At 52.4% G+C, this 23,695-nt stretch carries 21 protein-coding genes and 1 CRISPR repeat array; of the genes, 5 read left to right on the top strand and 16 right to left on the bottom strand.

Annotation, left to right across the window (positions count from 1 at the left end):
• Positions 1–133 precede the first annotated feature (133 nt).
• Positions 134–1,171: an alkaline phosphatase isozyme conversion aminopeptidase gene (gene iap, locus ACJHWR_RS14295; protein WP_000490422.1), complete on the top strand. Its 1,038-nt coding sequence runs from the start codon at positions 134–136 to the stop codon at positions 1,169–1,171.
• 83 nt (positions 1,172–1,254) lie between these two features.
• A CRISPR array of direct repeats spans positions 1,255–2,564; the repeat unit is 29 nt; unit sequence CGGTTTATCCCCGCTGGCGCAGGGAACAC.
• 96 nt (positions 2,565–2,660) lie between these two features.
• On the opposite strand, the gene cas2e is transcribed toward iap, so the two are convergent.
• From cas2e to cysJ, 12 genes are all read right to left on the bottom strand, one after another.
• Positions 2,661–2,954, bottom strand: a complete 294-nt coding sequence (gene cas2e / locus ACJHWR_RS14300; protein ID WP_000063171.1) for a type I-E CRISPR-associated endoribonuclease Cas2e — start codon at positions 2,952–2,954, stop codon at positions 2,661–2,663.
• The gene (gene cas1e, locus ACJHWR_RS14305; RefSeq protein WP_000144879.1) at positions 2,951–3,874 is read right to left on the bottom strand and encodes a type I-E CRISPR-associated endonuclease Cas1e; all 924 of its coding nucleotides are present in this window, start codon (positions 3,872–3,874) and stop codon (positions 2,951–2,953) included. Before cas1e ends, cas2e begins: the two co-directional genes overlap by 4 nt.
• On the bottom strand, positions 3,871–4,521 hold the full coding sequence (gene cas6e, locus ACJHWR_RS14310) for a type I-E CRISPR-associated protein Cas6/Cse3/CasE (protein WP_000281457.1): 651 nt from the start codon (positions 4,519–4,521) through the stop codon (positions 3,871–3,873). The genes cas1e and cas6e overlap by 4 nt, the downstream gene beginning before the upstream one ends.
• Positions 4,503–5,249: a type I-E CRISPR-associated protein Cas5/CasD gene (gene cas5e / locus ACJHWR_RS14315; RefSeq protein WP_000085041.1), complete on the bottom strand. Its 747-nt coding sequence runs from the start codon at positions 5,247–5,249 to the stop codon at positions 4,503–4,505. Before cas5e ends, cas6e begins: the two co-directional genes overlap by 19 nt.
• Positions 5,250–5,259: 10 nt before the next feature.
• Complete coding sequence (gene cas7e / locus ACJHWR_RS14320; RefSeq protein WP_000206454.1) at positions 5,260–6,315, bottom strand: type I-E CRISPR-associated protein Cas7/Cse4/CasC; 1,056 nt, start codon at positions 6,313–6,315, stop codon at positions 5,260–5,262.
• A gap of 14 nt (positions 6,316–6,329) precedes the next feature.
• Positions 6,330–6,866, bottom strand: coding sequence for a type I-E CRISPR-associated protein Cse2/CasB (gene casB, locus ACJHWR_RS14325; protein WP_000029333.1), 537 nt, complete (start codon positions 6,864–6,866; stop codon positions 6,330–6,332).
• The gene (gene casA / locus ACJHWR_RS14330) at positions 6,863–8,425 is read right to left on the bottom strand and encodes a type I-E CRISPR-associated protein Cse1/CasA (protein WP_012311912.1); all 1,563 of its coding nucleotides are present in this window, start codon (positions 8,423–8,425) and stop codon (positions 6,863–6,865) included. Before casA ends, casB begins: the two co-directional genes overlap by 4 nt.
• 97 nt (positions 8,426–8,522) lie before the next feature.
• Entirely contained in the window at positions 8,523–11,222 is a 2,700-nt protein-coding gene (cas3, locus tag ACJHWR_RS14335; RefSeq protein ID WP_410226702.1) for a CRISPR-associated helicase Cas3', read from the bottom strand.
• Positions 11,223–11,416: 194 nt separating this feature from the next.
• Positions 11,417–11,569: a Hok/Gef family protein gene (locus tag ACJHWR_RS14340; RefSeq protein WP_000956460.1), complete on the bottom strand. Its 153-nt coding sequence runs from the start codon at positions 11,567–11,569 to the stop codon at positions 11,417–11,419.
• 264 nt (positions 11,570–11,833) lie between these two features.
• Entirely contained in the window at positions 11,834–12,568 is a 735-nt protein-coding gene (cysH, locus tag ACJHWR_RS14345; protein WP_000039841.1) for a phosphoadenosine phosphosulfate reductase, read from the bottom strand.
• Positions 12,569–12,641: 73 nt separating this feature from the next.
• Positions 12,642–14,354: an assimilatory sulfite reductase (NADPH) hemoprotein subunit gene (cysI, locus tag ACJHWR_RS14350; protein WP_001290704.1), complete on the bottom strand. Its 1,713-nt coding sequence runs from the start codon at positions 14,352–14,354 to the stop codon at positions 12,642–12,644.
• Positions 14,354–16,153 carry an NADPH-dependent assimilatory sulfite reductase flavoprotein subunit gene (gene cysJ, locus ACJHWR_RS14355; RefSeq protein WP_000211986.1) on the bottom strand — a complete coding sequence of 600 codons (1,800 nt, stop codon included), beginning with the start codon at positions 16,151–16,153 and terminating at the stop codon, positions 14,354–14,356. The genes cysI and cysJ overlap by 1 nt, the downstream gene beginning before the upstream one ends.
• Positions 16,154–16,471: 318 nt before the next feature.
• Here cysJ and queD point away from each other — a divergent pair, with 318 nt between their 5' ends.
• From queD to ACJHWR_RS14375, 4 genes are all read left to right on the top strand, one after another.
• On the top strand, positions 16,472–16,834 hold the full coding sequence (gene queD, locus ACJHWR_RS14360) for a 6-carboxytetrahydropterin synthase QueD (RefSeq protein ID WP_000108294.1): 363 nt from the start codon (positions 16,472–16,474) through the stop codon (positions 16,832–16,834).
• 77 nt (positions 16,835–16,911) lie between these two features.
• The gene (locus ACJHWR_RS14365; protein ID WP_012311925.1) at positions 16,912–18,183 is read left to right on the top strand and encodes an FAD-dependent oxidoreductase; all 1,272 of its coding nucleotides are present in this window, start codon (positions 16,912–16,914) and stop codon (positions 18,181–18,183) included.
• Positions 18,174–18,434, top strand: coding sequence for a ferredoxin family protein (locus tag ACJHWR_RS14370; protein ID WP_000109537.1), 261 nt, complete (start codon positions 18,174–18,176; stop codon positions 18,432–18,434). Before ACJHWR_RS14365 ends, ACJHWR_RS14370 begins: the two co-directional genes overlap by 10 nt.
• Positions 18,435–18,450: 16 nt before the next feature.
• On the top strand, positions 18,451–19,026 hold the full coding sequence (locus tag ACJHWR_RS14375; RefSeq protein ID WP_001130266.1) for a glycerol-3-phosphate responsive antiterminator: 576 nt from the start codon (positions 18,451–18,453) through the stop codon (positions 19,024–19,026).
• Between the two features lie 146 nt (positions 19,027–19,172).
• Here ACJHWR_RS14375 and ACJHWR_RS14380 read toward each other — a convergent pair whose 3' ends face one another.
• From ACJHWR_RS14380 to ACJHWR_RS14395, 4 genes are read right to left on the bottom strand one after another with little or no spacing between them, the layout of a single operon-like run.
• Positions 19,173–20,033 (bottom strand): electron transfer flavoprotein subunit alpha/FixB family protein, encoded by an 861-nt coding sequence (locus ACJHWR_RS14380; RefSeq protein WP_012311882.1) that lies wholly within the window; start codon positions 20,031–20,033, stop codon positions 19,173–19,175.
• Positions 20,030–20,809 carry an electron transfer flavoprotein subunit beta/FixA family protein gene (locus tag ACJHWR_RS14385; RefSeq protein ID WP_012311682.1) on the bottom strand — a complete coding sequence of 260 codons (780 nt, stop codon included), beginning with the start codon at positions 20,807–20,809 and terminating at the stop codon, positions 20,030–20,032. The genes ACJHWR_RS14380 and ACJHWR_RS14385 overlap by 4 nt, the downstream gene beginning before the upstream one ends.
• Positions 20,787–22,196: an MFS transporter gene (locus tag ACJHWR_RS14390; protein WP_000147668.1), complete on the bottom strand. Its 1,410-nt coding sequence runs from the start codon at positions 22,194–22,196 to the stop codon at positions 20,787–20,789. The genes ACJHWR_RS14385 and ACJHWR_RS14390 overlap by 23 nt, the downstream gene beginning before the upstream one ends.
• A 21-nt stretch (positions 22,197–22,217) precedes the next feature.
• Complete coding sequence (locus ACJHWR_RS14395) at positions 22,218–23,672, bottom strand: FAD-binding oxidoreductase (RefSeq protein WP_000059326.1); 1,455 nt, start codon at positions 23,670–23,672, stop codon at positions 22,218–22,220.
• Positions 23,673–23,695 lie beyond the last annotated feature (23 nt).

Raw genomic sequence — 23,695 nt, forward strand, 5'->3', positions numbered from 1 at the left:
TGGCAAAGCTAATATCAAAAAGTGCTTAAGGCACCGGATTTCGGGCGTTTAGGAAGATTTGAAATTGTTTTAGCGCAGCGGCAGTTTCATACTATGGCGGTAAAAAAATTTGCATGGTATTTAAGGACTCACTATGTTTTCCGCATTGCGCCACCGTACCGCTGCCCTGGCGCTCGGCGTATGCTTTATTCTCCCCGTACACGCCTCGTCACCTAAACCTGGCGATTTTGCTAATACCCAGGCACGACATATTGCTACTTTCTTTCCGGGACGCATGACCGGAACTCCAGCAGAAATGTTATCTGCCGATTATATTCGCCAACAGTTTCAGCAAATGGGTTATCGCAGTGATATTCGGACATTTAATAGTCGGTATATTTATACCGCCCGCGATAATCGCAAGAGCTGGCATAACGTGACGGGAAGTACGGTGATTGCCGCTCATGAAGGCAAAGCGCCGCAGCAGATCATCATTATGGCGCATCTGGATACTTACGCCCCGCTGAGCGATGCTGACGCCGATGCCAATCTCGGCGGGCTGACGTTACAAGGAATGGATGATAACGCCGCAGGTTTAGGTGTCATGCTGGAATTGGCAGAACGCCTGAAAAATACGCCTACCGAGTATGGTATTCGATTTGTGGCGACCAGCGGCGAAGAGGAAGGGAAATTAGGCGCTGAGAATTTACTCAAGCGGATGAGTGACTCCGAAAAGAAAAATACACTGCTGGTGATTAATCTCGATAACTTAATTGTTGGCGATAAATTGTATTTCAACAGCGGTGTAAAAACCCCTGAAGCAGTAAGGAAATTAACGCGCGACAGGGCGCTGGCAATTGCGCGTAGTCATGGAATTGCCGCAACGACCAATCCGGGTTTGAATAAAAATTATCCGAAGGGTACTGGCTGTTGTAATGACGCCGAAGTTTTCGACAAAGCCGGTATTGCGGTACTTTCGGTGGAGGCGACCAACTGGAATCTTGGAAATAAGGATGGTTATCAGCAACGCGCAAAAACAGCTGCATTCCCTGCGGGAAATAGCTGGCATGACGTAAGACTGGATAATCAACAACATATTGATAAGGCACTTCCTGGAAGAATAGAACGTCGCTGCCGTGACGTTATGCGGATAATGCTACCTCTGGTGAAAGAGCTGGCGAAGGCGTCTTGATGGGTTTGAAAATGGGAGCTGGGAGTTCTACCGCAGGGGCGGGGGGAACTCTAAGTGATATCCATCATCGCATCCAGTGCGTCCGGTTTATCCCCGCTGGCGCAGGGAACACGCGGTTATCCGTTACTTCCAATTCATCACTCCCGGTTTATCCCCGCTGGCGCGGGGAACACATACAGAGGAAGTTAAGGAACTTAAGGCGCAACGGTTTATCCCCGCTGGCGCGGGGAACACTGTTGCGTACTCTGGTCCGGTCGCTAAAACCCCGGTTTATCCCCGCTGGCGCGGGGAACACGCGGAATGGTTGAGGAGCAGCCAGTTACCCTGCGGTTTATCCCCGCTGGCGCAGGGAACACGTACCGGTGCTGGCTGGTAGCGAATACACAGAGGGTTTATCCCCGCTGGCGCAGGGAACACTCGTGAGCGCGAGAACGCGCGAACGTTTACTGCGGTTTATCCCCGCTGGCGCAGGGAACACAGCATTAATCCCCACCAGCTCGACGTGTGCGGCGGTTTATCCCCGCTGGCGCAGGGAACACGGCCAGTTGATAGCCTCGCCGGATTCAGTCGTCGGTTTATCCCCGCTGGCGCAGGGAACACTTTTTTTTGTACACTCATCACACCATCAACGACGGTTTATCCCCGCTGGCGCAGGGAACACCATTTGAGCGACGTAGCGGAAAATACGATCGCCGGTTTATCCCCGCTGGCGCAGGGAACACTCCTGGAGTGACTACATTCCCGTTAATACCAACGGTTTATCCCCGCTGGCGCAGGGAACACCGCACCAACAAACGCACTACACCACGGAGTTTCGGTTTATCCCCGCTGGCGCAGGGAACACTCATACTGCTCCCACACCGAAAGCGCGGCAGCCGGTTTATCCCCGCTGGCGCAGGGAACACCGGAGGAAGTACCACGCCTGACCAGCGTTGACCGGTTTATCCCCGCTGGCGCAGGGAACACGCGTGTCGGCAAATCCCGAGGAAATAGAACCCCGGTTTATCCCCGCTGGCGCAGGGAACACCCTTTCAGCATGGCCACAGCTTCGCTCCCTGGCGGTTTATCCCCGCTGGCGCAGGGAACACTTTACGTCTATTTTTGCGTAAGGTGCGCCAGCCGGTTTATCCCCGCTGGCGCAGGGAACACTTCACCATCAACGCCCGTTTCGAAATTAATTTCGGTTTATCCCCGCTGGCGCAGGGAACACGCTGAACTGGAACCCGCTTTACCGCTTCTTCCCGGTTTATCCCCGCTGGCGCAGGGAACACGACGTTTCTGTCGCGGGCGTTGTCACGTTCACCGGTTTATCCCCGCTGGCGCAGGGAACACAGCAAGGCAGTATGAAATGCCCTTATGGTCACCGGTTTATCCCCGCTGGCGCAGGGAACACACTAAGCATACGTATCTGTTTTTAAACAATTTTATTCCACAACAACAATCTACCAACTAAATTCAAACTTTTCCTTATTTTTAAAGAACGGGTAACTTATTGATTCTCAACAGGAAGAAACGAAACCAACCGTAACCCATCCAAATCCACCGGAATACGTCTGTTTTCACCCCAGGTCTGAAATTCAAAACCCGACTCGGTATTGGTCGCCCAGGCCATGACCACATTTCCGCAACCTGCCAGTTGGGAGATTTGCTGCCAGATCATCTCCCGAATACGTTTTGATGTATCACCAACATAAACACCGGCACGTACTTCCAGGAGCCAGATTGCAAGCCGTCCACGTAAGCGCGGAGGGACATTTTCTGTAACAACCACGACCATGCTCATCCGCTGCGCCCCCGGTGACCACTATCACCTAGCAATTCAGGTTCCGGGATAGCTGGTGGTAACATATCCGGCGCAGGTTGTGGTGGTTCAATTTCACCGGCGGCAAGGACTTCCTCAATTAACGGAATTAATTTGCCCGTTAATTTACTACTACGGAAAATATCACGGCAGGCCAGTCTCACTTCTTTATCAGGTTCTGCCGGGTGTCTTGCCGCTATTTCAAATGCCTTTGGCACAACCAAATCAAATTTAATGATATCGGCTATGTCATAAACAAATGAAAGCGGTTTGCCACTATGGATAAATCCAATAGCGGGCGCATATCCCGCGGCTAATACCGCCGCTTCAGATATACCGTACAGGCATGATGTGGCAGCACTGATGCAGCGATTGACAACATCGCCTTTTTCCCAGTCTTTAGGATCGTATTTGCGACCATTCCATTTCACACCATATTGCTTCGCCAGTAATGCATAGGTCTGGCGAACACGGGATCCCTCAATTCCCCGTAACTGCTCCACTGAACGGCGAGCTGGCGGTGGTTCACGAAAACGTAATTCATACATTTTGCGCACCACCTTCAACCGTAGATCTTCCGTTAAAGCCAGCTTTGCCTGGTAGAGTAATTTATCTGCCCGCGCCCCTCCGGGTTGTCCGGAGGAGTAAACGCGAACGCCCGCTTCACCGACCCAGACCAGCAGTGTTCCCACCGTGGCGGCCAGATGGACTGCCGCGTGGGAAACTCTTGTTCCCGGTTCGAGCATAATGCAGGCGACCGATCCCACTGGAATATGCGTGCGGATCCCGGTTTTGTCGATCAGCACGAAAGCGCCGTCCAGTACGTCGACCTGACCGTACTGGAGGAAGATCATAGATGTGCGATCTTTTAACGGGATCGGACTCAGTGGTACAAACGTCACGCCTCTGCTCCGGGTTTGATTAACATCAGACCACAGCCGAACGCCCGGCTTTTGCCATACCCCAGGCAGAGACGTTGCAGAAATAACCCTGGATCGGTGACTGTAAGCATCCCTGTATAATCCACGCTACTGAACTGGATCAGTTGCCGGGAGTTTTCCCGCCGCAGTTGCTGTTGTCGGTAGGCATCGACCGAGGTATCCAGCAGTGTAAAACCGCTTCTCTCCCCCTGCGCTGCCAGCCAGTCCAGCGCCGCCTGTTGTTGATGCAACCAGACATTTCTTCCTTCCGCCTGCCCCCTCACCTGCCGTTTCGCCTCCATCAGCAGATCGTGGCGCTTACCCGCTTTACAGACTGTTGGATTCGCCCGCAGGTTGAAACAAAGGGATTGTCCGGTATGCAGTTCAGGCGCAAATGACCGGCATTCGATGGTGAACGTTTCACTTTCCGCCGGGCGTTCCTGCGACAGGACAAAAAAGCGAAACGCGCCCTGGAGTTCTTCCCGACGATAAAGAAATTGCCTTTCTTTGCCGCCAGGAAAAAGATCCCACAGCCACTGATGCATCACATATTCCCCGCGATCCACCAGATGCAGCAACTGCGCAGGCGAAAGCTGGCCGGTATGTAAGGTTATTCTTGAGAGGTACATGGTTCCTCCTTGCTGAGCCACGGCCCCTGATTGACGGTGCGTTCCCCAAACAGCCACTGCTGACGATTTAAAGGAACATCCCGGCGGCGTAATATTTTGCTCGAGACCAGGCCATCGTGCTCCCCTTCCCACCAGCATTCATCCTGAAGTTTCGGGAGTGAGACTTTTAGTTCGTGGAAACGATCCTGATACTGTTGGTATGCGTTACGTAAGGCATCAGACGCGTTGCCTTCGAGCAGTAACGGCGCAAGGGGTAATGCCAGCGGATGGCTTTTTCGCCCCAGATAAAGCGGAAAAACCGGATGGCGTAAACCTTCCTGCAACTGTTCGAGGCTGTAAGGCGCATCAGCTGTTGTTGCCACGGCCACCATCCACCAGGCATCGGTGTAGTAGTCGCGCCGGGAGATAATCGCGCTTAGAAGATCAGGGTCGCTCAACTCTTCGCGACGGCTGAAATAACGCGCTTTACGCACCTCTTTTGGCATCTGGACCGTGTGATAATCCCGTGCCCAGCGCGGGTTACGGCTGGCGCAAACCACCAGTGAATAGTGGCGATTAAACGCGTTTAAGCATTCGGTGTCATCACGCCGTATCCCTACCCCGGCAGCCAGCAGCCCCAGCAATGCTGAACGCGAAGGCAGTTCATGGCTATGACGCACCTCACCGGGTGCATCAACGCCCCAGGATGCCATTGGCCCATGAAGCTGAAAAATCAGATATTGGCTCATAAGCCGCCCCTTACGCGCAGATAAAGTCCAGCACGTCCTTCATGCTTCCCTGTTTGTTCATCACGTCAAAACTTGCGCATTCGGTCTTCTGTTCGTAAACCGTATTCATGTTTTCGCGAAGCGTTGTAATACGCTGCACCGCCACATCTAACTGACGTGTGCCATTAATGGGTTCATAGAAAGCCGCCGCCAGAGAACGCGGTTGTTCGGTGCCTTTTTCTGCCAGCGCCCAGGAGGCGTAGGCACGGCTGGCAAAGCTGTTTTGTTTACCGGTTGGGGAAACTTTAAACGCTGCTTCCGTAAAGGCGCGCAGGGTCTGATTAGCTAATGCTTCGTCACCGCCGAGGTTTTCGACCAGCAGATCTTTATCAATGCAGATATAGGTGTAGAACAGCGCAGAACCAAATCCAGTTTCACCAAGATGCCCTGCACCAGCATCTTCAGAGGCCTGGCGCAAATCATCAACGGCGGTGAAAAAATCATCTTCGACAATCGTTTCACTGACACCAAACGCGTGCGCGACCTGACAGGCGGCTTCAACATTAAACTCGGGTTTATTCGCCAGCATACGACCAAACATGGCGATATCTACCGCCATACGATCTTTACGTAACAAAGCGAGATCGTCCTCTTTTGGCGCGCGCTTTTCTTCTGCCAGTTGATGGGCCAGCGCTTTTACGGCGTCAAATTCTGCCGGGCTGATATGGACGAGCTGTTCAGTTTCAGCGTTAGTGAGCGGATCTTTTGGTTTTTTGTCTTTTTTGGCTTTACCAAGATAATCGGCAATATCTGCCGCCCATTCGATGGCTTTTTTTTCTTCGATTCCTTTCTCTATCATGATAGTTGCTGCCTCGCGCGCGATACGCCCACTACGAATACCAATATGGCCCGCCAGCGCCTGTTCAAAAAGTGCAGAAGTGCGCCACGCACGTTTCAGACTTTGCGAGGAAACGCGCAGACGCGTTGCTCCACCCAGCACCACGGTTTTCGGCGCACCGGTGTCATCACGGTTAAGGTTGGCTGCAGGGTAAGCGGTTAACAAATGAAGCTGAATAAATGTCGTCATGAGATAGTCCTTTATTAATTTTGTTCGTTATCGGCGTCGCCAGCCTGGTAATATTCCAGCGCCCAGCGGATACGGATAAATTCTGTTGGCCGCTGCTGACGGCGGTGATGGTTGAGCAGGTCGTCACTCTCCTGGCACCAGCGGAAAATATCGTCTGCCAAAGAGATAAGATTGACGGAACCGTTTAATAATTTGACCGCGCGACGTAACTGGCGCAGTAAATCATCCGGCGTTTTGATTGCCGACAGGCGAGTAAAACGCCCCTCAGACATTACCGCCGCCAACTGCGCGGCAAAAGGCTGCCGTTCATCAATGGCTTTTACATTGGCGGCAACGGCGGCAACCAGCGCCAGTGCGGTAAAACGCCACTCCTGTGATTCAATTTTCCACAACGTGTGGGTCTGCATCAGCAGAGAACGAAAACCTTCTGACAGACAAACATCATTAACCGTTGTGCTACGCCGCAGACTGGCACGATTGCCGCGTTTTTCCTGCAACTCTTCGTGCCATTTACGCAGCGTGGCTTTGTGCTCCTCTTTTACAATACTCATTCAGCAGCCTCCTGCTTTTTCTCCCTGGCGGCTTTAGCACTTTGCTTCTCCGCCGATGTTGTAAAATATTTCTTGCGCGCGGTCATGACGCGTTTCAAATCAACGGGCTCATAAGGATTAGTGAATACACGCTCGTCAAAATCCTGACGCGCGAATAACCACATTTCCTTTTGCCATTTGCCGAGTAATTCATCCGCATCCTGACCTTCTTCAATTTGGCGCACTAACCTCAGGAAGCGATGCTGAGTTTTGTTCCAGAAGTCGATATCCACAAAACTGAAATCACCCCTTGCACCTTTTGGATCGGAGAACCATGCTTCTTTCAATGCACTCCGTAACAGACTCAGAATCCGTGAAGCCGTTTGCGCAGCCAGCCGCAGCTTCGGTATCTGGCCTTCTTTTTTATTGAGCAGTAGCGGGAAATGGTGTTCGTACCAACAGCGCGCTTTCATGTTGTCAAAATCATAACCAAATCCCCATAGGCCCACTTTTGCCTGTTTCAGACTGCTGGCATTAAAGAGTTTCACCACCAACGCGGGAAGTTCCGTATTGTTTTCTGATTTACCCGTTTCGATAAGGCCTAACCAGTCGCGCCAGATTAAACCGCCCGGTTGTGGTTTAACGGAGTAAAACTCGCCACCCTCTTTAAGTGGTACACGGTAAGGCGTTAAGGGATGCTGCCACATGGCATAATTGGCACCATAATTTTTGGTCGTCATCAGGCTCAGGAGCGCGTCGTTCTGCTCGTCGCAAATATCGCAGTTGCCGACTGTCGTGGTATTAAAATCAATACGTATACGCCGCGGCATTCCCCAGTACGCCTGGAGTTTATTGACCTGATCATGGGTTACCACCGCACCGACCAGTTCGCTGGTACGCGTCGGGCCTAGCCAGGGGAAAATCAGATCGTCAAATTTTTTGGGTAGCGGTAAGTCGGCTTCATCCTGCGGCATCACGTTGAGCCACAGTTTGCGCCACAAGGGTGTTTGTTGATTGCCCTGATATTCCTGTAATTCAATGAGAGTCGTCATCGGCCCACCGCCTCGTAAACCGGTGCGATAGCCTTTGCCGCCCGCGGGTGCATTCAACTGTAAAGAGAACAAGGCCAATGCTAAGCAATGGGGGCACAGATATTCCGTTACACCCCGCTTGATAAAATGGTCTTTATTAAACTTCGTCGTTTGAGAGCCGGGAATCTCAGGCAGTAGCGAAGCGACCGGAACTTTATCTCCCGTGAGCGCCTCAAAATCCTGCATAAATGAAGATGAATCAGGCCCAAACTGGAAAGCATGTTCTAAAGACAGCAATGCTTCTCGTAGCTTTTCAGCTTCCAGTCCGTCTTCCCAGATATCATCCCAACGACGATGATCTTTTGGCGCGAAGCTGGTTTGTAGTAGTCCCAGCAAAAACTGCCAGGCCGCACCTTGTAAATCTGCTCGCGGTGCGGCGATATCGACAACATTTTCATCAGCCAGATCGACTGGTGCCAGCTTGCCTGTCGTTCCGTCTTTGAAACGAACAGGCAACCACGGGGTTGTCAGAAGTGAAAACGAGTTCATACGCATCCTCTCGTAAAAAAGACCATCCCTGGTCGGTTGTCCATCCTTCCATCCTTTTTTGTGTATCAACTATTCAGAGAATCCTGTCGCAGACATCTCAACCAACCTTGCCAATCAATCCCTCCGTAGCCGAATACCCACAACTTTCGTCATCGGTGACTAAAATCACGTTTGCCATCTCCGGATCATGCCGCTGTTCAACGCACCACTGCCTGAACGCATCCCCTTCCAGTAAAGAAAACTCATCCCGATGTTTTTTCCACCAGCTTCGGCGCACTCTGACAACGCTCATTTCCCATGCGTGTGCACCTGTGGCATAAGGCTTCACCACACCGTCAATACAGGTAGCCAGCCACAGGGAAACAGACTCTTCAGCCAGACGTGTCGACAGTTTTTCCGGGAGGTAATCGTTGATATTGGCGGCATAGCCGGGCCTGAAGTTCAGTACAAACTTTTTAGCCATTGCGCGATCGCAGTAATATTTGCCCACTTGCTCCTGCTCGCTGCGGGCAAACCCTTCCGGCATTACTACGTCCTCACCGTAGACTGATTCAATCAGAAGCCGGGCTGAGTGTGGCATCTGAATAGCACCTTGCTCACGCAGCACACGCTGCGTCAGCCAGATTCGCCCATGATCGGGATAGACAAATGCACTGTTACGCATGGCACTGCCAAACCATTCGTCACCCGGAGAGTCGTCCCAGACGGGGGCCAGAATCAGCAATTCAGGAGGGTGACGCTCGTCTTTACCGTCACGCTTTAACTGGCCATTCATATCGCGGATATGTCGCTGTAATCGCCCTGCTCGCTGGATCAGTAAATCAACAGGGGCAAGGTCGGAAATCATTTCGTCCAGGTCGCAGTCAACGCTCTGCTCCAGGACTTGAGTACAAATGAGGACTTTTCCGGCACGCTGTGAACAGTCTTCTTTACCAAAGCGTGCCAGCGTCTCCGTTTCAATTCGCTGGCGATCGCTAAAAGCAAAGCGGCTATGAAAAAGTGAAAGGCTGGAAGCAGGAATGACGCCGCGGGCAAGTAACTGACGATGAACCTGGATGGCGTCATCGACAGAATTTCGGATCCAGGCGATACATTTCCCCTGACTTACCGCCGATGCGATACGCGCAATACACTCTTGTTCGCTATGAAGCCAACCCACACTCACGCTGCGCTCAACGTCTTTGCGCGTCGCTACCCGGTGTGAATGCACATCGGATTTCGTAACGTGCGTCAGCCAGGGGTAATCATCCTTTTCCAGGAACGGAGCTTCTTGCTGGCCCTCTATACCACGCGCAAAGGCAGCAACGAGTTTGTCGCGCTGCTGTTGAGATAACGTGGCAGAAAGCAAAATGACGCTGTTTCCGCCACGCGCCTGCCGCTCGATCAGCCCTTCAAGAATGCATGACATGTAAGCGTCACAGGCATGGATCTCATCAGCCAGCAGGATTTTGTTACTCAGTCCCAGAAGCCGCAGATTATTATGTTTGAACGGCATCACAGCCATCATCGCCTGATCCAGCGTGCCGACGCCAATTTCAGCCAGTAGCGCCTTCTTGTTACTGTCGGCAAACCAGGCCGCACATCCCTGACTGAACGTTTGTTCATCCGGTTCTTCTGACCCGACTAAATCACCGGACCAGAGTGATTCATTAAAGCGGTCCATTAATGTTCGGGCACTGTGTGCCAGCACCAGGCTGGGGCGGGACTCTGGCGAATAGAAAGCAAGCCAGGTTTTGACCAGTCGATCGTACATGGCATTGGCCGTTGCCATTGTTGGCAGGCCAAAAAACAAACCCTGCGCTTTCCCCGCAGCCATCAACCTGTGCGCCAGGATAAGCGCCGCTTCTGTTTTACCTGCGCCGGTTACATCCTCCAGAATAAATAACTGTGGTCCCGGCTGGCTGATATCCAGATCCAGCACCTTTTGCTGTAGCGGTGTCGGATTCTCAATAAAAGGAAACAGCGTATTAATTCCGGTGAAAGGCGCGCTTTCTGCTTTTGGAGGAAAGACGGTTAAGGCGTTTTGAGCCTGAACTAAAGTTTTCTGCCAGTAATCTTCAATATCCATTGTCTGTGCGACGCGTGGAAAATATCGCGTTGACGATCCCGTCCAGTCTGCAAGTACGACGGTTGCAGAGATATGCCAGGAAAGTTGTTTTATAAGTTCAACGCCCTCGTCATCATCCCAGAATGTGGGGATCTCTATGAGCGGAAACAGTACCTTGATTGCAAGGAGAAAATCTCGTGCGGCACCTTTGTCTTCAGGCAGAAAATTATCCAGTTCATCCATACGCTCAGGGGGTCGACCATGATGCCCGGTAGTCATGGGCATCCACATCTCCATCACCCGTTTAAGTTTGCGCGGAGAGAGTGAAGATGAAGGAAGCAACTCCTGACATTCACTTAAATAATGGTTCCACAACCAGTAGCCCAGCGTTGAATGAGAGATCTTTTCGTAATTCTTTCTTGCGCCTTCCGGGACCTTGAGTTGTGGGTGCAGGTAAAGTTGCTGAAAAGAGCGGGCAAATTTTCCAATATCGTGCCAGCACAGCAGCCAGGCGAAAAATTGTGCTGCCTGCTCCGTGTCAGCGAAACCTAATTGACGAAAATAGTCAGCCAGTCCGAAGCAATTGCTTTTAACCATTAAATAGCCCATCGCGGCTACATCCAGCGAATGCCAGCAAAGAAGGTGATAGTCGTCGCCCCCGTCTTTCTCGCCGCGTCGGGTTTTTCCCCAGAAATCAAAAAAAGTCACAATATTTTTATCCTTCAGTAAACTTAAAGGATATTTACGCATATATTAAAAATTATCTGTGATATATATCGTTCAATAAAATATTTACATTATGAATAATCAAATAATTTTCATCCGTAATATATATGAATAATAAACATAGGCATAATATTCACATAAACAATATAAATTAAAAAAGGGTGCAGGAGACCAAACCATCACAATTCAGTACGCGGGGTTTTACCCCCGCGTGGTGGCTACTTCTTCGATTCGTAAGCGAGAACCGCCTTAAACTCCATACCACGTTCTCTGATACTCAACTCACACAACGAGTCGCCTACCATCAGCGTGAATCCCAGTACTGTAAAACACAGCACTATGATTGCCACAAGGGCATATTTTGTCAGCATGTCTTGCCTCCCTGCAAAGAAGAGACTAACATTCGAATTGTTTGGGTTCGAACGCTGGCCTCAGGTTGATAGAAATATCGCCTGGGGCTTTTGTCCATCTGGAACCTCGCGAATGCTTAACGCCAGACAGCCTCAAGCACCCAACGCCATTCTATACCTGTTAATTCTTCCAACGACGTTCACGTTTAAAATCAGGAATGCTGCTCGCAAAATAAAAACGCCCCCATCATTTCTGACAGAGGCGTTTAATTTATCCGGCAATATTTACCCTTCGTGTAACCCACATTCTCTTTTTAAGCCAAAGAAACGCGTTTCTTCTTCCGCCATGCCGGGTTCCCATTTACGGGTTGTATGGGTATCACCGACCGATAAATATCCTTCATCCCATAATGGGTGATATTTCAGGCCATGTTTTTGCAGGTACTGATAAATAGTTCGGTTATCCCAGTCGATAATCGGCAGCACTTTAAATACGCCACGCTGAATTGCCAGCACCGGTAAATTGGCACGACTGCCGGATTGTTCACGGCGCAGGCCGGCAAACCAGGTTTGCGCGTTCAGTTCTTTTAGCGCCCGGTTCATCGGTTCGACTTTGTTGATATCGTTGTACTTTTCAATACCTTCAACGCCCTGTTCCCACAGTTTGCCGTAGCGCGCTTCCTGCCAGGCAGCGCTTTCGGTAGCACGGTACACTTTCAGGTTGAGTTTGAGTTTGTCCGTTAACTCGTCAATAAAGCGGTAGGTTTCCGGGAACAGATAACCGGTATCGGTGAGGATCACTGGAATATCCGGGTGAATCTGATTCACCAGATGCAGGCTCACCGCCGCCTGAATGCCAAAGCTGGAAGAAAGTACATATTCACCGGGCAGATTATCCAGCGCCCAGGCAACGCGGCCTTCAGCGTCCAGTTTTTCCAGTTCGGCGTTAGTTTCCGCCAGCGCCAGAATGCGATCTACCTTCGGCAGTTCGTTCAGGGCGTTTAGATCGAGTTTGGACATAGATTCCTCACTGTTTGCCTTGCCTGATGCGACGCTCACGCGTCTTATCAGGCCTTCAAGACCGGGCTGATGGTTAATCCCACAAATCGCGCGCCGGATCGAGCACCGGGCGAATGATGCCCGCACGCACCGTAAAGTCGCCGAAGCCTTCACCCGCTTCGCGCTCTTTCGCCCAGCGCCCTATCAGTTCATCAAGCGACGCCAGGATTTCCGGTTCGGTGATGTTTTCTTTATACATCCGTGGGATACGTGTCCCAATGCGGTTGCCGCCAAGATGCAGGTTGTAGCGACCCGGCGCTTTCCCCACCAGACCCACTTCCGCCAGCATCGCGCGACCACAACCGTTCGGGCAGCCTGTTACACGCATCACGATATGCTCATCGCTGACACCATGTTTCGCCATTAAATTATCGATTTTGTCGATAAAAGACGGCAGGAAACGCTCCGCTTCCGCCATCGCCAGCGGGCAAGTCGGGAATGACACGCAGGCCATTGAGTTTTCACGCTGCGGCGTGACGGCATTCATTAACCCGCTTTCTTTGGCGATCTTCTCGATCTTCGCTTTCTCGCTTTCCGGCACGCCGGCGATGATCAGATTCTGGTTCGCCGTAATGCGGAAATCACCTTTGTGGATCTTCGCGATCTCCAACAAGCCGGTTTTCAGCGGACGCCCCGGATAATCAAGGATGCGACCATTTTCGATAAACAGCGTCAGGTGCCAGTTATCATCAATGCCCTTAACCCAGCCGATACGATCGCCGCGCCCGGTAAATTCATACGGACGGATCGGTTCGAACTTGATCCCCGCGCGACGTTCCACTTCTGCTTTAAACGTCTCGACCCCCACGCGCTCCAGCGTGTATTTGGTTTTGGCATTTTTACGATCGGTTCGGTTACCCCAGTCACGCTGAGTTGTCACGACGGCTTCCGCCACCGCTAGCGTATGCTCCAGCGGCAGATAGCCAAACTCACTCGCCGTGCGGGCGTAGGTTTTCTTGTTGCCGTGTTCGATAGAAAGCCCACCCCCCACCAGCAGGTTAAAGCCCACCAGCTTGCCGTTTTCGGCGATTGCCACGAAGTTCATGTCGTTGGCATGCAGATCGATATCGTTCTGCGGCGGGATCACTACCGTGGTTTTGAATTTACGCGGCAAATAAGTCTGACCGAGGATCGGTTCTTCATCGGTGGTGGCGACTTTTTCCTGATCGAGCCAGATCTCCGCATACGCGCGGGTACGCGGCAGCAGATGTTCAGAGATTTTCTTCGCCCATTCATACGCTTCCGCGTGTAGCTGCGACTCGTAAGGGTTCGAGGTGCAGAGTACGTTACGGTTCATGTCGTTAGCAGTCGCCAGCGCATCAAGACCGACCGAGTGCAGCATCTGGTGCACCGGTTTGACGTTCTTTTTCAGAATGCCGTGGAACTGAAACGTCTGGCGGTTGGTCAGGCGAATGCTGCCATAGATGGTGTTTTCACCGGCAAATTTATCGATCGCCTGCCACTGTTTGGTGGTGATCACGCCACCCGGCAGACGGCAGCGCAACAGCATCGCGTGGCGCGGCTCCAGCTTCTGTTCAGCACGTTCGGCGCGGATGTCGCGGTCATCCTGCTGATACATGCCGTGGAAGCGGATCAGCAGGAAGTTGTCGCCCTTAAAGCCGCCGGTCAGACCGTCGTTTAAATCTTCCGCAATGGTGCCGCGCAGGTAGTTGCTTTCAAGCTTCATGCGCTCGGCGTCTGTCAGTTTTCCTTCGACCACTAAAGGCCCTGGATGTTTTTCGCTCATTAGTAGACATCTCGCTGATAACGGCGCTCTACGCGCAGCTCACTTAAAAATTCATCCGCCGCTTCGGTGTCCATGCCACCAAATTCGGCAATCACTTCCAGAAGTGCCTGTTCAACGTCTTTCGCCATGCGATTAGCGTCGCCGCAGACATAAATGTGGGCACCGTCATTGATCCAGCGCCACAGCTCCGCGCCCTGTTCGCGCAGTTTGTCTTGTACGTAAATTTTTTCTTTTTGATCGCGCGACCAGGCAAGATCGATACGCGTCAGCACGCCCTCTTTGACGTAGCGCTGCCATTCCACCTGGTAGAGGAAATCTTCCGTAAAGTGCGGGTTGCCAAAGAACAGCCAGTTTTTCCCCGGCGCTTCGTCGGCGGCGCGTTGCTGCATAAAGGCGCGGAACGGCGCAATGCCGGTGCCTGGGCCAATCATAATCACCGGCGTTTCCGGATTGGCTGGCAGGCGGAAGTTATCGTTATGTTCGATAAAGACGCGGACTTCACCCTCTTCTTCCACACGATCCGCGAGGAAGCTGGAGGCACCACCGGCACGGGCGCGGCCTTCCACGTCGTAACGCACCACACCAACGGTGACGTGTACTTCGTTCTCGACTTCCGCCTGCGAAGAGGCGATGGAATACAGGCGCGGCGTCAGCGGGCGCAGCAGATTAATCAGCGCTTCGGCATCCAGTTGCGCCGGAGAGAAACGCACCATGTCAACAATCGGCGTCGTCGCGGCGTAATGCTGCAACTTCGCTTTATCGCCCACCAGCGGCAGCAGCGTTTCGCTGCGGGTAAGCGTGGCATAGTTCTCAACAATGTTGGCGGTGTTGACGGTCAGTTCAAAATGCCACTGTAGCGCCTCATTCAGCGGCAGGGTTTTGCCCTCAACGGTGACAGGTTCATCGCCTTTCAGCCACAGCAGTTCGACAAGTTCTTTCACCAGTGCCGGATCGTTCTGATACCAGACGCCCAGCGCGTCACCCGGCTGGTAACGCAGGCCCGAGTCACCTAAGTCAATTTCGATATGGCGAACGTCTTTTTCAGAGTTACGCCCGGTAATTTTCTGGTTAACAGAGAGGCTCGCCACCAGCGGCGCGTCTTTGCTATACGGGCTGGTGTGGATTTCATTTACCGTGCCAGTAGCGACGGATTGCGAAGGTGCCGCGACAGGCGCACGCGATTTAAGCGCATCAACCACGCGGGCGCGCCACTCGCTGGCAGCGGCCTGATATTCAACATCGGCATCGACACGGTCGAGCAGGCGTTCACCGCCCAGTTCCGCCAGCTTGCTGTCAAAATCTTTCCCGGACTGGCAGAAAAATTCATAAGAGCTATCGCCGAGGCTAAACACGGCAAATGCGGTGTTTTCCAGCTTCGGCGCTTTTTTGGAGAACAGGAACTTATGCAGCGCGACGGCTTCTTCCGGCGGTTCCCCTTCCCCTTGCGTTGACGTCACCACGATAAGCAGTTTTTCGCTGGCGATTTGTTTGAATTTATAGTCGCCCGCGTTCACCAGCTTAACGTTTAGTTTTGCCGCTAATAAGTCATCGCGTAACGCTTCAGCAACCCGGCGCGCATTGCCGGTTTGCGAGGCGGAGATAATAGTTATACCCGGCATTTCTGCGGCGGGCGCTGGCGTCGCTGCAAGCGCAGCAGGCTGCTGGTTGAGCACGCCCCAGAAATAGCCAGAAACCCAGGCAAGCTGGGTGGGAGTTAAATCGGTCGTGGCCGCCTGAAGGCGTGCCAGTTGCTCCGGGTTCAACGGAAGCAACGCGGAAGGTGAGACCTGTGTCGTCATGCGTCGTTATGTTCCAGTAAGCAAAGCTGTTTCTGCGCCCTGTCAGCGCCCATAAAACAGAAGAGAAGGTAAGGTTAACGGGGTGAACGGTGTGGATTAAAGACGGGATAGCGATAACTAATAACCAAATCGACTAACCTGTTTTAGCAATAGTCTTTAACAACAAAATAGATTACTCAACCCAATGAAAAACAAATGAATTTAGCCAATCATTAAGATAAATCAGCGATTTTGCGCAACAAAGTCGTTTTAGATAATGCGAAAAAACAGCCTTTCCGGTACTCTACGGCGGTTTTATCGTCCTGTAGAGAAATTATGATGTCCACCACGTTATTTAAAGATTTCACCTTCGAAGCCGCTCACCGCTTACCACACGTCCCGGAAGGACATAAATGTGGTCGCCTGCACGGGCATTCCTTTATGGTGCGACTGGAAATTACCGGGGAAGTCGATCCGCATACGGGCTGGATTATCGATTTCGCTGAACTGAAAGCGGCGTTTAAGCCAACCTACGAGCGCCTCGATCACCATTATCTCAATGATATTCCAGGTCTGGAAAACCCAACCAGCGAAGTTTTAGCAAAATGGATTTGGGATCAGGTTAAACCCGTTGTGCCGCTGTTAAGTGCGGTGATGGTAAAAGAAACCTGCACCGCAGGTTGTATCTATCGCGGCGAATGATAAGAGTGTGTCGGCGGTCAATTTCCCTTAAGTAACGCTATGTTAGGGTGTTGTGTTCTGGATATCTGGGGCATGACATGGAAGACGACTGCGACATTATTATTATTGGTGCCGGTATTGCAGGCACCGCTTGCGCGTTACGCTGCGCGCGAGCGGGTTTATCCGTTTTGTTACTGGAACGCGCTGAAATCCCCGGCAGCAAAAATCTTTCCGGCGGGCGTTTATATACCCAGGCGCTCGCGGAACTCCTCCCACAATTTCATCTGACCGCGCCTCTTGAACGACGCATCACTCACGAAAGCCTTTCCCTGTTAACGCCGGATGGCGCAACGACGTTTTCCAGCTTACAGCCCGGCGGTGAATCCTGGAGTGTATTACGTGCACGGTTCGATCCGTGGCTGGTTGCCGAAGCCGAAAAAGAAGGTGTCGAATGCATCCCCGGTGCGACGGTGGATGCGCTGTATGAAGAAAACGGCAGGGTGTGTGGTGTCATTTGTGGTGACGATATTCTCCGCGCCCGTTATGTGGTGCTGGCAGAAGGTGCCAACAGCGTCCTGGCTGAACGTCACGGGTTAGTGACTCGTCCTGCTGGCGAAGCGATGGCGTTGGGGATCAAAGAAGTGCTGTCGCTGGAAACATCCGCTATTGAAGAACGTTTTCATCTGGAGAATAACGAAGGCGCAGCGTTGCTGTTCAGCGGCGGGATCTGTGATGACTTACCCGGCGGCGCATTTCTTTATACTAATCAACAAACGCTCTCGTTAGGGATTGTTTGCCCGCTCTCTTCACTTACGCAAAGTCGTGTTCCGGCAAGCGAGCTGCTGGCTCGCTTTAAAACGCATCCGGCAGTGCGCCCGCTTATCAAAAACACGGAATCACTGGAGTATGGTGCGCATCTGGTGCCAGAAGGTGGCTTGCACAGTATGCAGGTGCAATACGCCGGTAACGGCTGGCTGCTGGTGGGCGATACGTTGCGCAGTTGCGTCAATACCGGAATTTCCGTGCGCGGCATGGATATGGCGCTAACTGGCGCGCAGGCGGCGGCACAAACGCTGATAAGCGCCTGCCAGCACCGCGAGCCGCAAAATCTGTTTGCGCTTTATCATCACAACGTAGAGCGCAGCCTGCTGTGGGATGTTCTACAACGTTATCAGCATGTTCCGGCGCTTTTGCAACGCCCTGGCTGGTATCGGGCGTGGCCTGCGTTAATGCAGGATATTTCCCGCGATTTATGGGATCAGGGTGATAAACCTGTTCCACCGCTGCACCAGTTATTCTGGCGTCATTTACGTCGTCACGGCCTGTGGCATCTGGCGGGCGATGTTATCAGGAGTCTGCGATGTCTGTAGCCCGTAATCTCTGGCGCGTTGCCGATGCGCCGCACATTGTTCCGGCTGACTCCGTTGAGCGTCAGACGGTACAATGGTTGATTAACGCTTGTCCGGCTGGTCTTTTTTCGCTCACACCAGAAGGTGACTTACGTATTGACTATCGCAGTTGCCTGGAGTGTGGCACCTGCCGTTTGCTGTGCGACGAAAAAACACTACAACAGTGGCGCTATCCACCTTCCGGATTCGGCATCACCTACCGTTTTGGATAAATAATAAGGATAATTTATGCCCCTCTTACACCTGCTCCGCCAGAATCCGGTGATTGCTGCCGTTAAAGATAATGCCAGCCTGCAACTGGCAATCGACTCTGAATGCCAGTTTATTTCCGTGTTGTACGGCAATATCTGCACCATTAGTAATATCGTTAAAAAGATTAAGAACGCCGGGAAATATGCTTTTATTCATGTTGATTTGCTGGAAGGCGCGTCAAATAAAGAAGTGGTGATTCAGTTTTTGAAACTGGTGACCGAGGCGGACGGAATTATCAGTACCAAAGCCTCAATGCTGAAAGCAGCAAGAGCGGAAGGTTTTTTCTGTATTCATCGACTGTTTATTGTTGATTCGATTTCGTTTCACAACATTGATAAGCAAGTTGCGCAATCGAATCCGGATTGTATTGAGATCCTGCCTGGCTGTATGCCCAAAGTGCTGGGCTGGGTGACGGAGAAAATCCGCCAACCGCTGATTGCCGGCGGGCTGGTGTGCGATGAAGAAGATGCGCGTAATGCGATTAACGCGGGTGTCGTGGCGCTTTCCACCACGAATACCGGGGTCTGGACGTTGGCGAAAAAATTGCTTTAACGGGATAATCGTAACGAATTGAATTTGTGTGATTTGTAGGCTGCACGCCACATCCGACATTCAGCGCCTGATGCGACGCTTGACGCGTCTTATCAGGCCTACAAGTCCCCAGGCCAGAACCGTAGGCAGGATCATCCGGCAACACGTTATTGGCAATCTGCGTGAATGTTTGTCACCAGTGCCTCCAGCACCACTTTCCAGTCATCAACCACGCCAACATCTGCCTGTGAAAATACCGCTGCGCTGGCGTCATGATTAATCGCCACCACAAACTTGCTATTGCGTACGCCCGCCATTAACGCTGCTGCGCCGGAAGCACCAACAACAATACACACCTCAGGTGCCAGCAGATGTCCGGAAATACCAATGACTTTTTCGGCATCAACGCCACCGTTCATCACTCGTGCCCGACTGTAGCCCACTTCGGCTCCCAGCTTTTCTGCCAGCATAGCGATTTCCTGGTTATCTGCCTCTCCGCCCTGCCCCACCACCAGCACCCGTCTGGCTTCAGCTAATGGGTCGCGGGTAACATTTTTCAGGTTTTCTAGGCTAACCAGCCAGTCGGGAAGCGCGCCGGGGACAATGTTCAGTTGCTGCATCCCAGAGGACAACGTGGCGTTTTTATCTGCTCCCGCCTGACGTGCCAGCGAAAGGCATAGCGGGCGTTTGTCTGTTTGCAGCGTCGCCGTCAACGCATTTCCCCAGTGGGATTTGCGCACGCTTACGGTTGGAATATCTAACGAAGTCACCTGGCAGATGCTTGCACCATGTAAACGCCAGGCCAGCCGGGTCGACAGTTCATCGCCAAACGTTCCCGGCGGAAAGAGAACAACGTCCGCAGGCGTTCGCTGCCACTGTTCCACCAACGCATCCAGCACCTGTTCCGCCACTACGGGCTGAGGTTCAATCTGCCAGTGCGCCAGGGTACAACCGCTGAAATCCTGTTCTGCCAGCCAGCTCGCTATTGCGGCATTCTCCTGATTTATTGTCACAATGGCGATATTCATGGCTGCATCCTTTGGCGTAAATAGTCCTGCCATAGCTTTTGCGCTTTTTCTGCTACCGTTTGCCCATCAATCAGCGTCGCTCCGCGTCGTTGCTCTGCTCTTGCCAGTTGCAGACACTGCATCGCTGGCAATTCGACAGCAACAGTTTTACGGATAATTTCTGCTTTCCCCGCAGCCATTCGCTGGCGCATTCCCGGTACTGGCAAGGCCACTTCACCGCACTGACGCACGGCAATCACCGCAGGCAAGCGAACCCGGCAACAGCGCACCCCATTTTCAGTACGCTGTTCGAGGGTGATAAACGGCGCGTCGAGTGTGAAACGCTCCACCTGGGTGAAACAGGGCCAGCCCAGCATTTCCGCCAGCAAAAATGGCGTTTGCCCATTCTGTCCTTCGCTGCTTTGGCAGCCGGTAATGATCAGATCCAGCGGATTCTGATGCTGCCACTCGGCAATATGGCGAGCGACAAATTCCGGCGCAAAGCGCAGATCTGCCGCCGTCTCCAGCAATACAGCTTCCTCAAACCCAAGAGCCATGAGATAGCGCAGCCAGTGCAACGCCCGTTCATCCCCCATGCTCAACGCGGTTAAAGACATCGGAGTACCATTTTTTCTCTGCGCCAACAGCAGCGCGGCGGCAGCCTGTTCATCAGCACCGAGTAAACTTCGCAGTAGCGAAACATCTGGTCCAATATTACCCTGAGCCGCCGCCTGCCACTCTTTTTCCGCCAGCATTCCGGCATCCGGTTCGGCTTTAAACGCTAACAGAATGTTCATTCGCACCTCCTACATTTCCCGCCGCCACCAGCGGGAGTGCTTTGGTTTCTGGTGCCCATAGCCAGGTCACAACAAAACCAACCAACAACACTGCCGCCAGGAGCAATAAGGTGGCTTGCATTCCCCACTGCGCCAGCACCCACGGCAGCAGGCCAGTACTTACCGCCGCCCCCAACCGACTCATGGCGGTGGCAAAACCGACGCCCAGCGAGCGAATGTCAGTAGGAAAACTTTCCGCAGGCAAAATGCCCACCAGATTACTGACTGCCGAAATGGTGGTGCTGAAGAGAACAAAAAGCAGCAGCGTTAATGAACTGCCGGAAGGCAAACAGGCCATCACTACCAGCGTTGCCGCCAGCAGCAAAAAACTTCCCAGCAAAAACTTGCGATGTGCCAGCAGGTGCGTCAGAACTAATCCCAGCAGCGCGCCCACAATTAACAACGCATTAAGCATCAGGCTGGCGGTCAGCGCATCCTCCAGACCAATAGTCTGGGCGATGGTCGGCAGCCAGGTATAAATCACAAACCATGGGATTACGAGGCAGACAAAGAAGACGCTGTTAAACGCCGTGCGTCGCCAGTAGCGCGAAGAAAACAAGGTTTTGATGTGTTTATGGGTCGCCGCTGCCACTTCATCGCCCAGTAAAACATGTGGCCCCAAATAGCGATGCACAATAGCGTGAGCTTCAGCAAAACGTCCCTGGCGCAGTAGCCAGCGTGGCGATTCCGGCGTGCCCCAACGTAGCAGCGTAATCAGCAAGGCTGGTAACGCCGCTGATGCCAGCAGCCAGCGCCAGGCCTCCGGGTTTTCGGAAATAAAGTGATGTCCGGCAATACTTGCCAACACATAGCCTACGGTCCACACCACGCTGAATGCGCCCAGTAAAATACCGCGATGGCGGCGCGGGGAAAATTCAGCCAGCAAGGTGTGACCGACTGAGTAATCGCCTCCCAGACCAATGCCGATCAAAATGCGCAGCCCAATAAGATGCTCTGGCGTGGTGGCAAAAAATTGCAAGAACGAAGCGAGCGTAATCAGCAAAAAGCTGAAGGTGAAGATTTTTTGCCGACCAATATGGTCGGAGATCCATCCAAGAACCAGGCTGCCAAGAAACAAACCAAGGAGTGCTGAGCCGCCAATCATTCCCGCCATAAACGGCGTCAGTTGCATGGCGGGCGTAAGCTGAATAATGGCGTAACCAATGACGCCGAGGACATAACCGTCGGTCAGGTGCGCACCGAAAGTGAGCGCAGCAATGCGGCAGTGAAAACGGTTAAGTGGTAAATCATCCATTCGCACCGGTGAAGTGTTCATCTTTACCCCTTCATTGTCCGGTAATAAGAACGGCTTCTCGCCTGAGAAGCCGAAAAGGCAACGCCCCGTCATCGCGGAACGCTGCCTCACACATTATTTTTCAATCGGATAGATAGTACCCGTATTCATAATGCCGTTAGGATCGAACTGTTTTTTCAGCCCTTCCAGCAACGTCCACGCGCTGCCGTGTTCCAGTTTGCTCCAGTGAACGCGATGTTTACCAATACCGTGGTGGTGCACCATCGAACCGCCGAGGCGAATGGTTTCTTCGCAAATGATTTTGTTGAGCGGATTGTGGTACTTGTCGATTTCCTCTTCCGGCTTACAGTCAACGACGTTGTAGTCGTAGACGAAGTACATGTTGGTGCCGTTCTGATAGCTATGAGAGGAGTGACCGCCCAGCATGGTGATGTCGTCGGCGTGCGGGAACTCGGTGCGAATACGGTTAATAACGCTTTCGTAGATTTCGTGGATGCAGCTCCAGCAGCCGGACACTTCGGTGGTAAAGCCCATGTTGCCGGTTTTGAGGATCTGCACACGTTCGGCAGCCACTTTATCCGGTCCCCAGTTCAGGTTGTTAAACCAGGTTTCGATCAGCTTGCTGTCCACGCGCTGGCACTGCGGGTAGCGCGCCACGATTTCAGCAATCCCTTCACCCGTCGCCTTCGCAATGCGAGGGTTACCTTCAGCCATAAAGATCAGCACACATTTACCGTCGGCAAAATGGGTGAAGTGTTGGGTGCCATCTTCAACGTCATACAAACGAGCGATCGACGGACGATACCCTTCCACCATGATTTCACGCAGGATGTTGAAGCCGGTTTTCATGTCTTCCAGGATATAGCCGTAGAAGAGGTTGTTTTCCGGGGTGAACTTAAAGATTTTCACTGTTACTTCAGTGATATAGCACAATGCACCTTCGTTGCCGATGATAATGTGACGAATGTCCGGGCCTGCCGCGCGGCGTGGTACGTTTTTAATACGTGTGACGGTGCCATCAGCCAATACTGCTTCCAGACCAACGACCATATCTTCGATTGCGCCGTAGAGTGTGGAGAACTGCCCGATACTGCGGGTTGCTACCAGGCCGCCCATCTGCGCCAGCGGTTTTGATTGCGGTGAATGCCCCGTGGTGTAACCTTTTTCACGCAACGCGTTTTCCAGCACCTCCAGCGGAACGCCACATTGCGCCGTGGCCTGCATATTCTCAATATCAACATTAATGATTTGATTCATGGCAGAGCCGTCGAGCACCACCGAGTTTTCCACAACGGTTTCCAGCCCGCCTTCAGTGGCGGAAGCACCGGTACGCGGCACACCGTTAATTTTGTGCGCATTCATAAAATTCAGCACACGGGACACTTGCTCTGTGGAACCGAGTTTTACGACCGCTGCCGGAATAGGCAAAGTATAAATGCCATGAATATCCGGAAATTTGCGAAAACGGTCAATACTGTTTTTCTTTAATACTGTTTCATCGGTAATTACGCGATCTGCACCAACAATTTCCTTTAGCTGGTCGACAATCGCTGCGCGAGATAAAGACATAGTAATTCCTTCCTGATAATAAA

The organism is Escherichia sp. WS568, assembly GCF_046486085.1.
In the GTDB taxonomy this organism is placed as follows: Bacteria; Pseudomonadota; Gammaproteobacteria; order Enterobacterales; family Enterobacteriaceae; genus Escherichia; species Escherichia coli.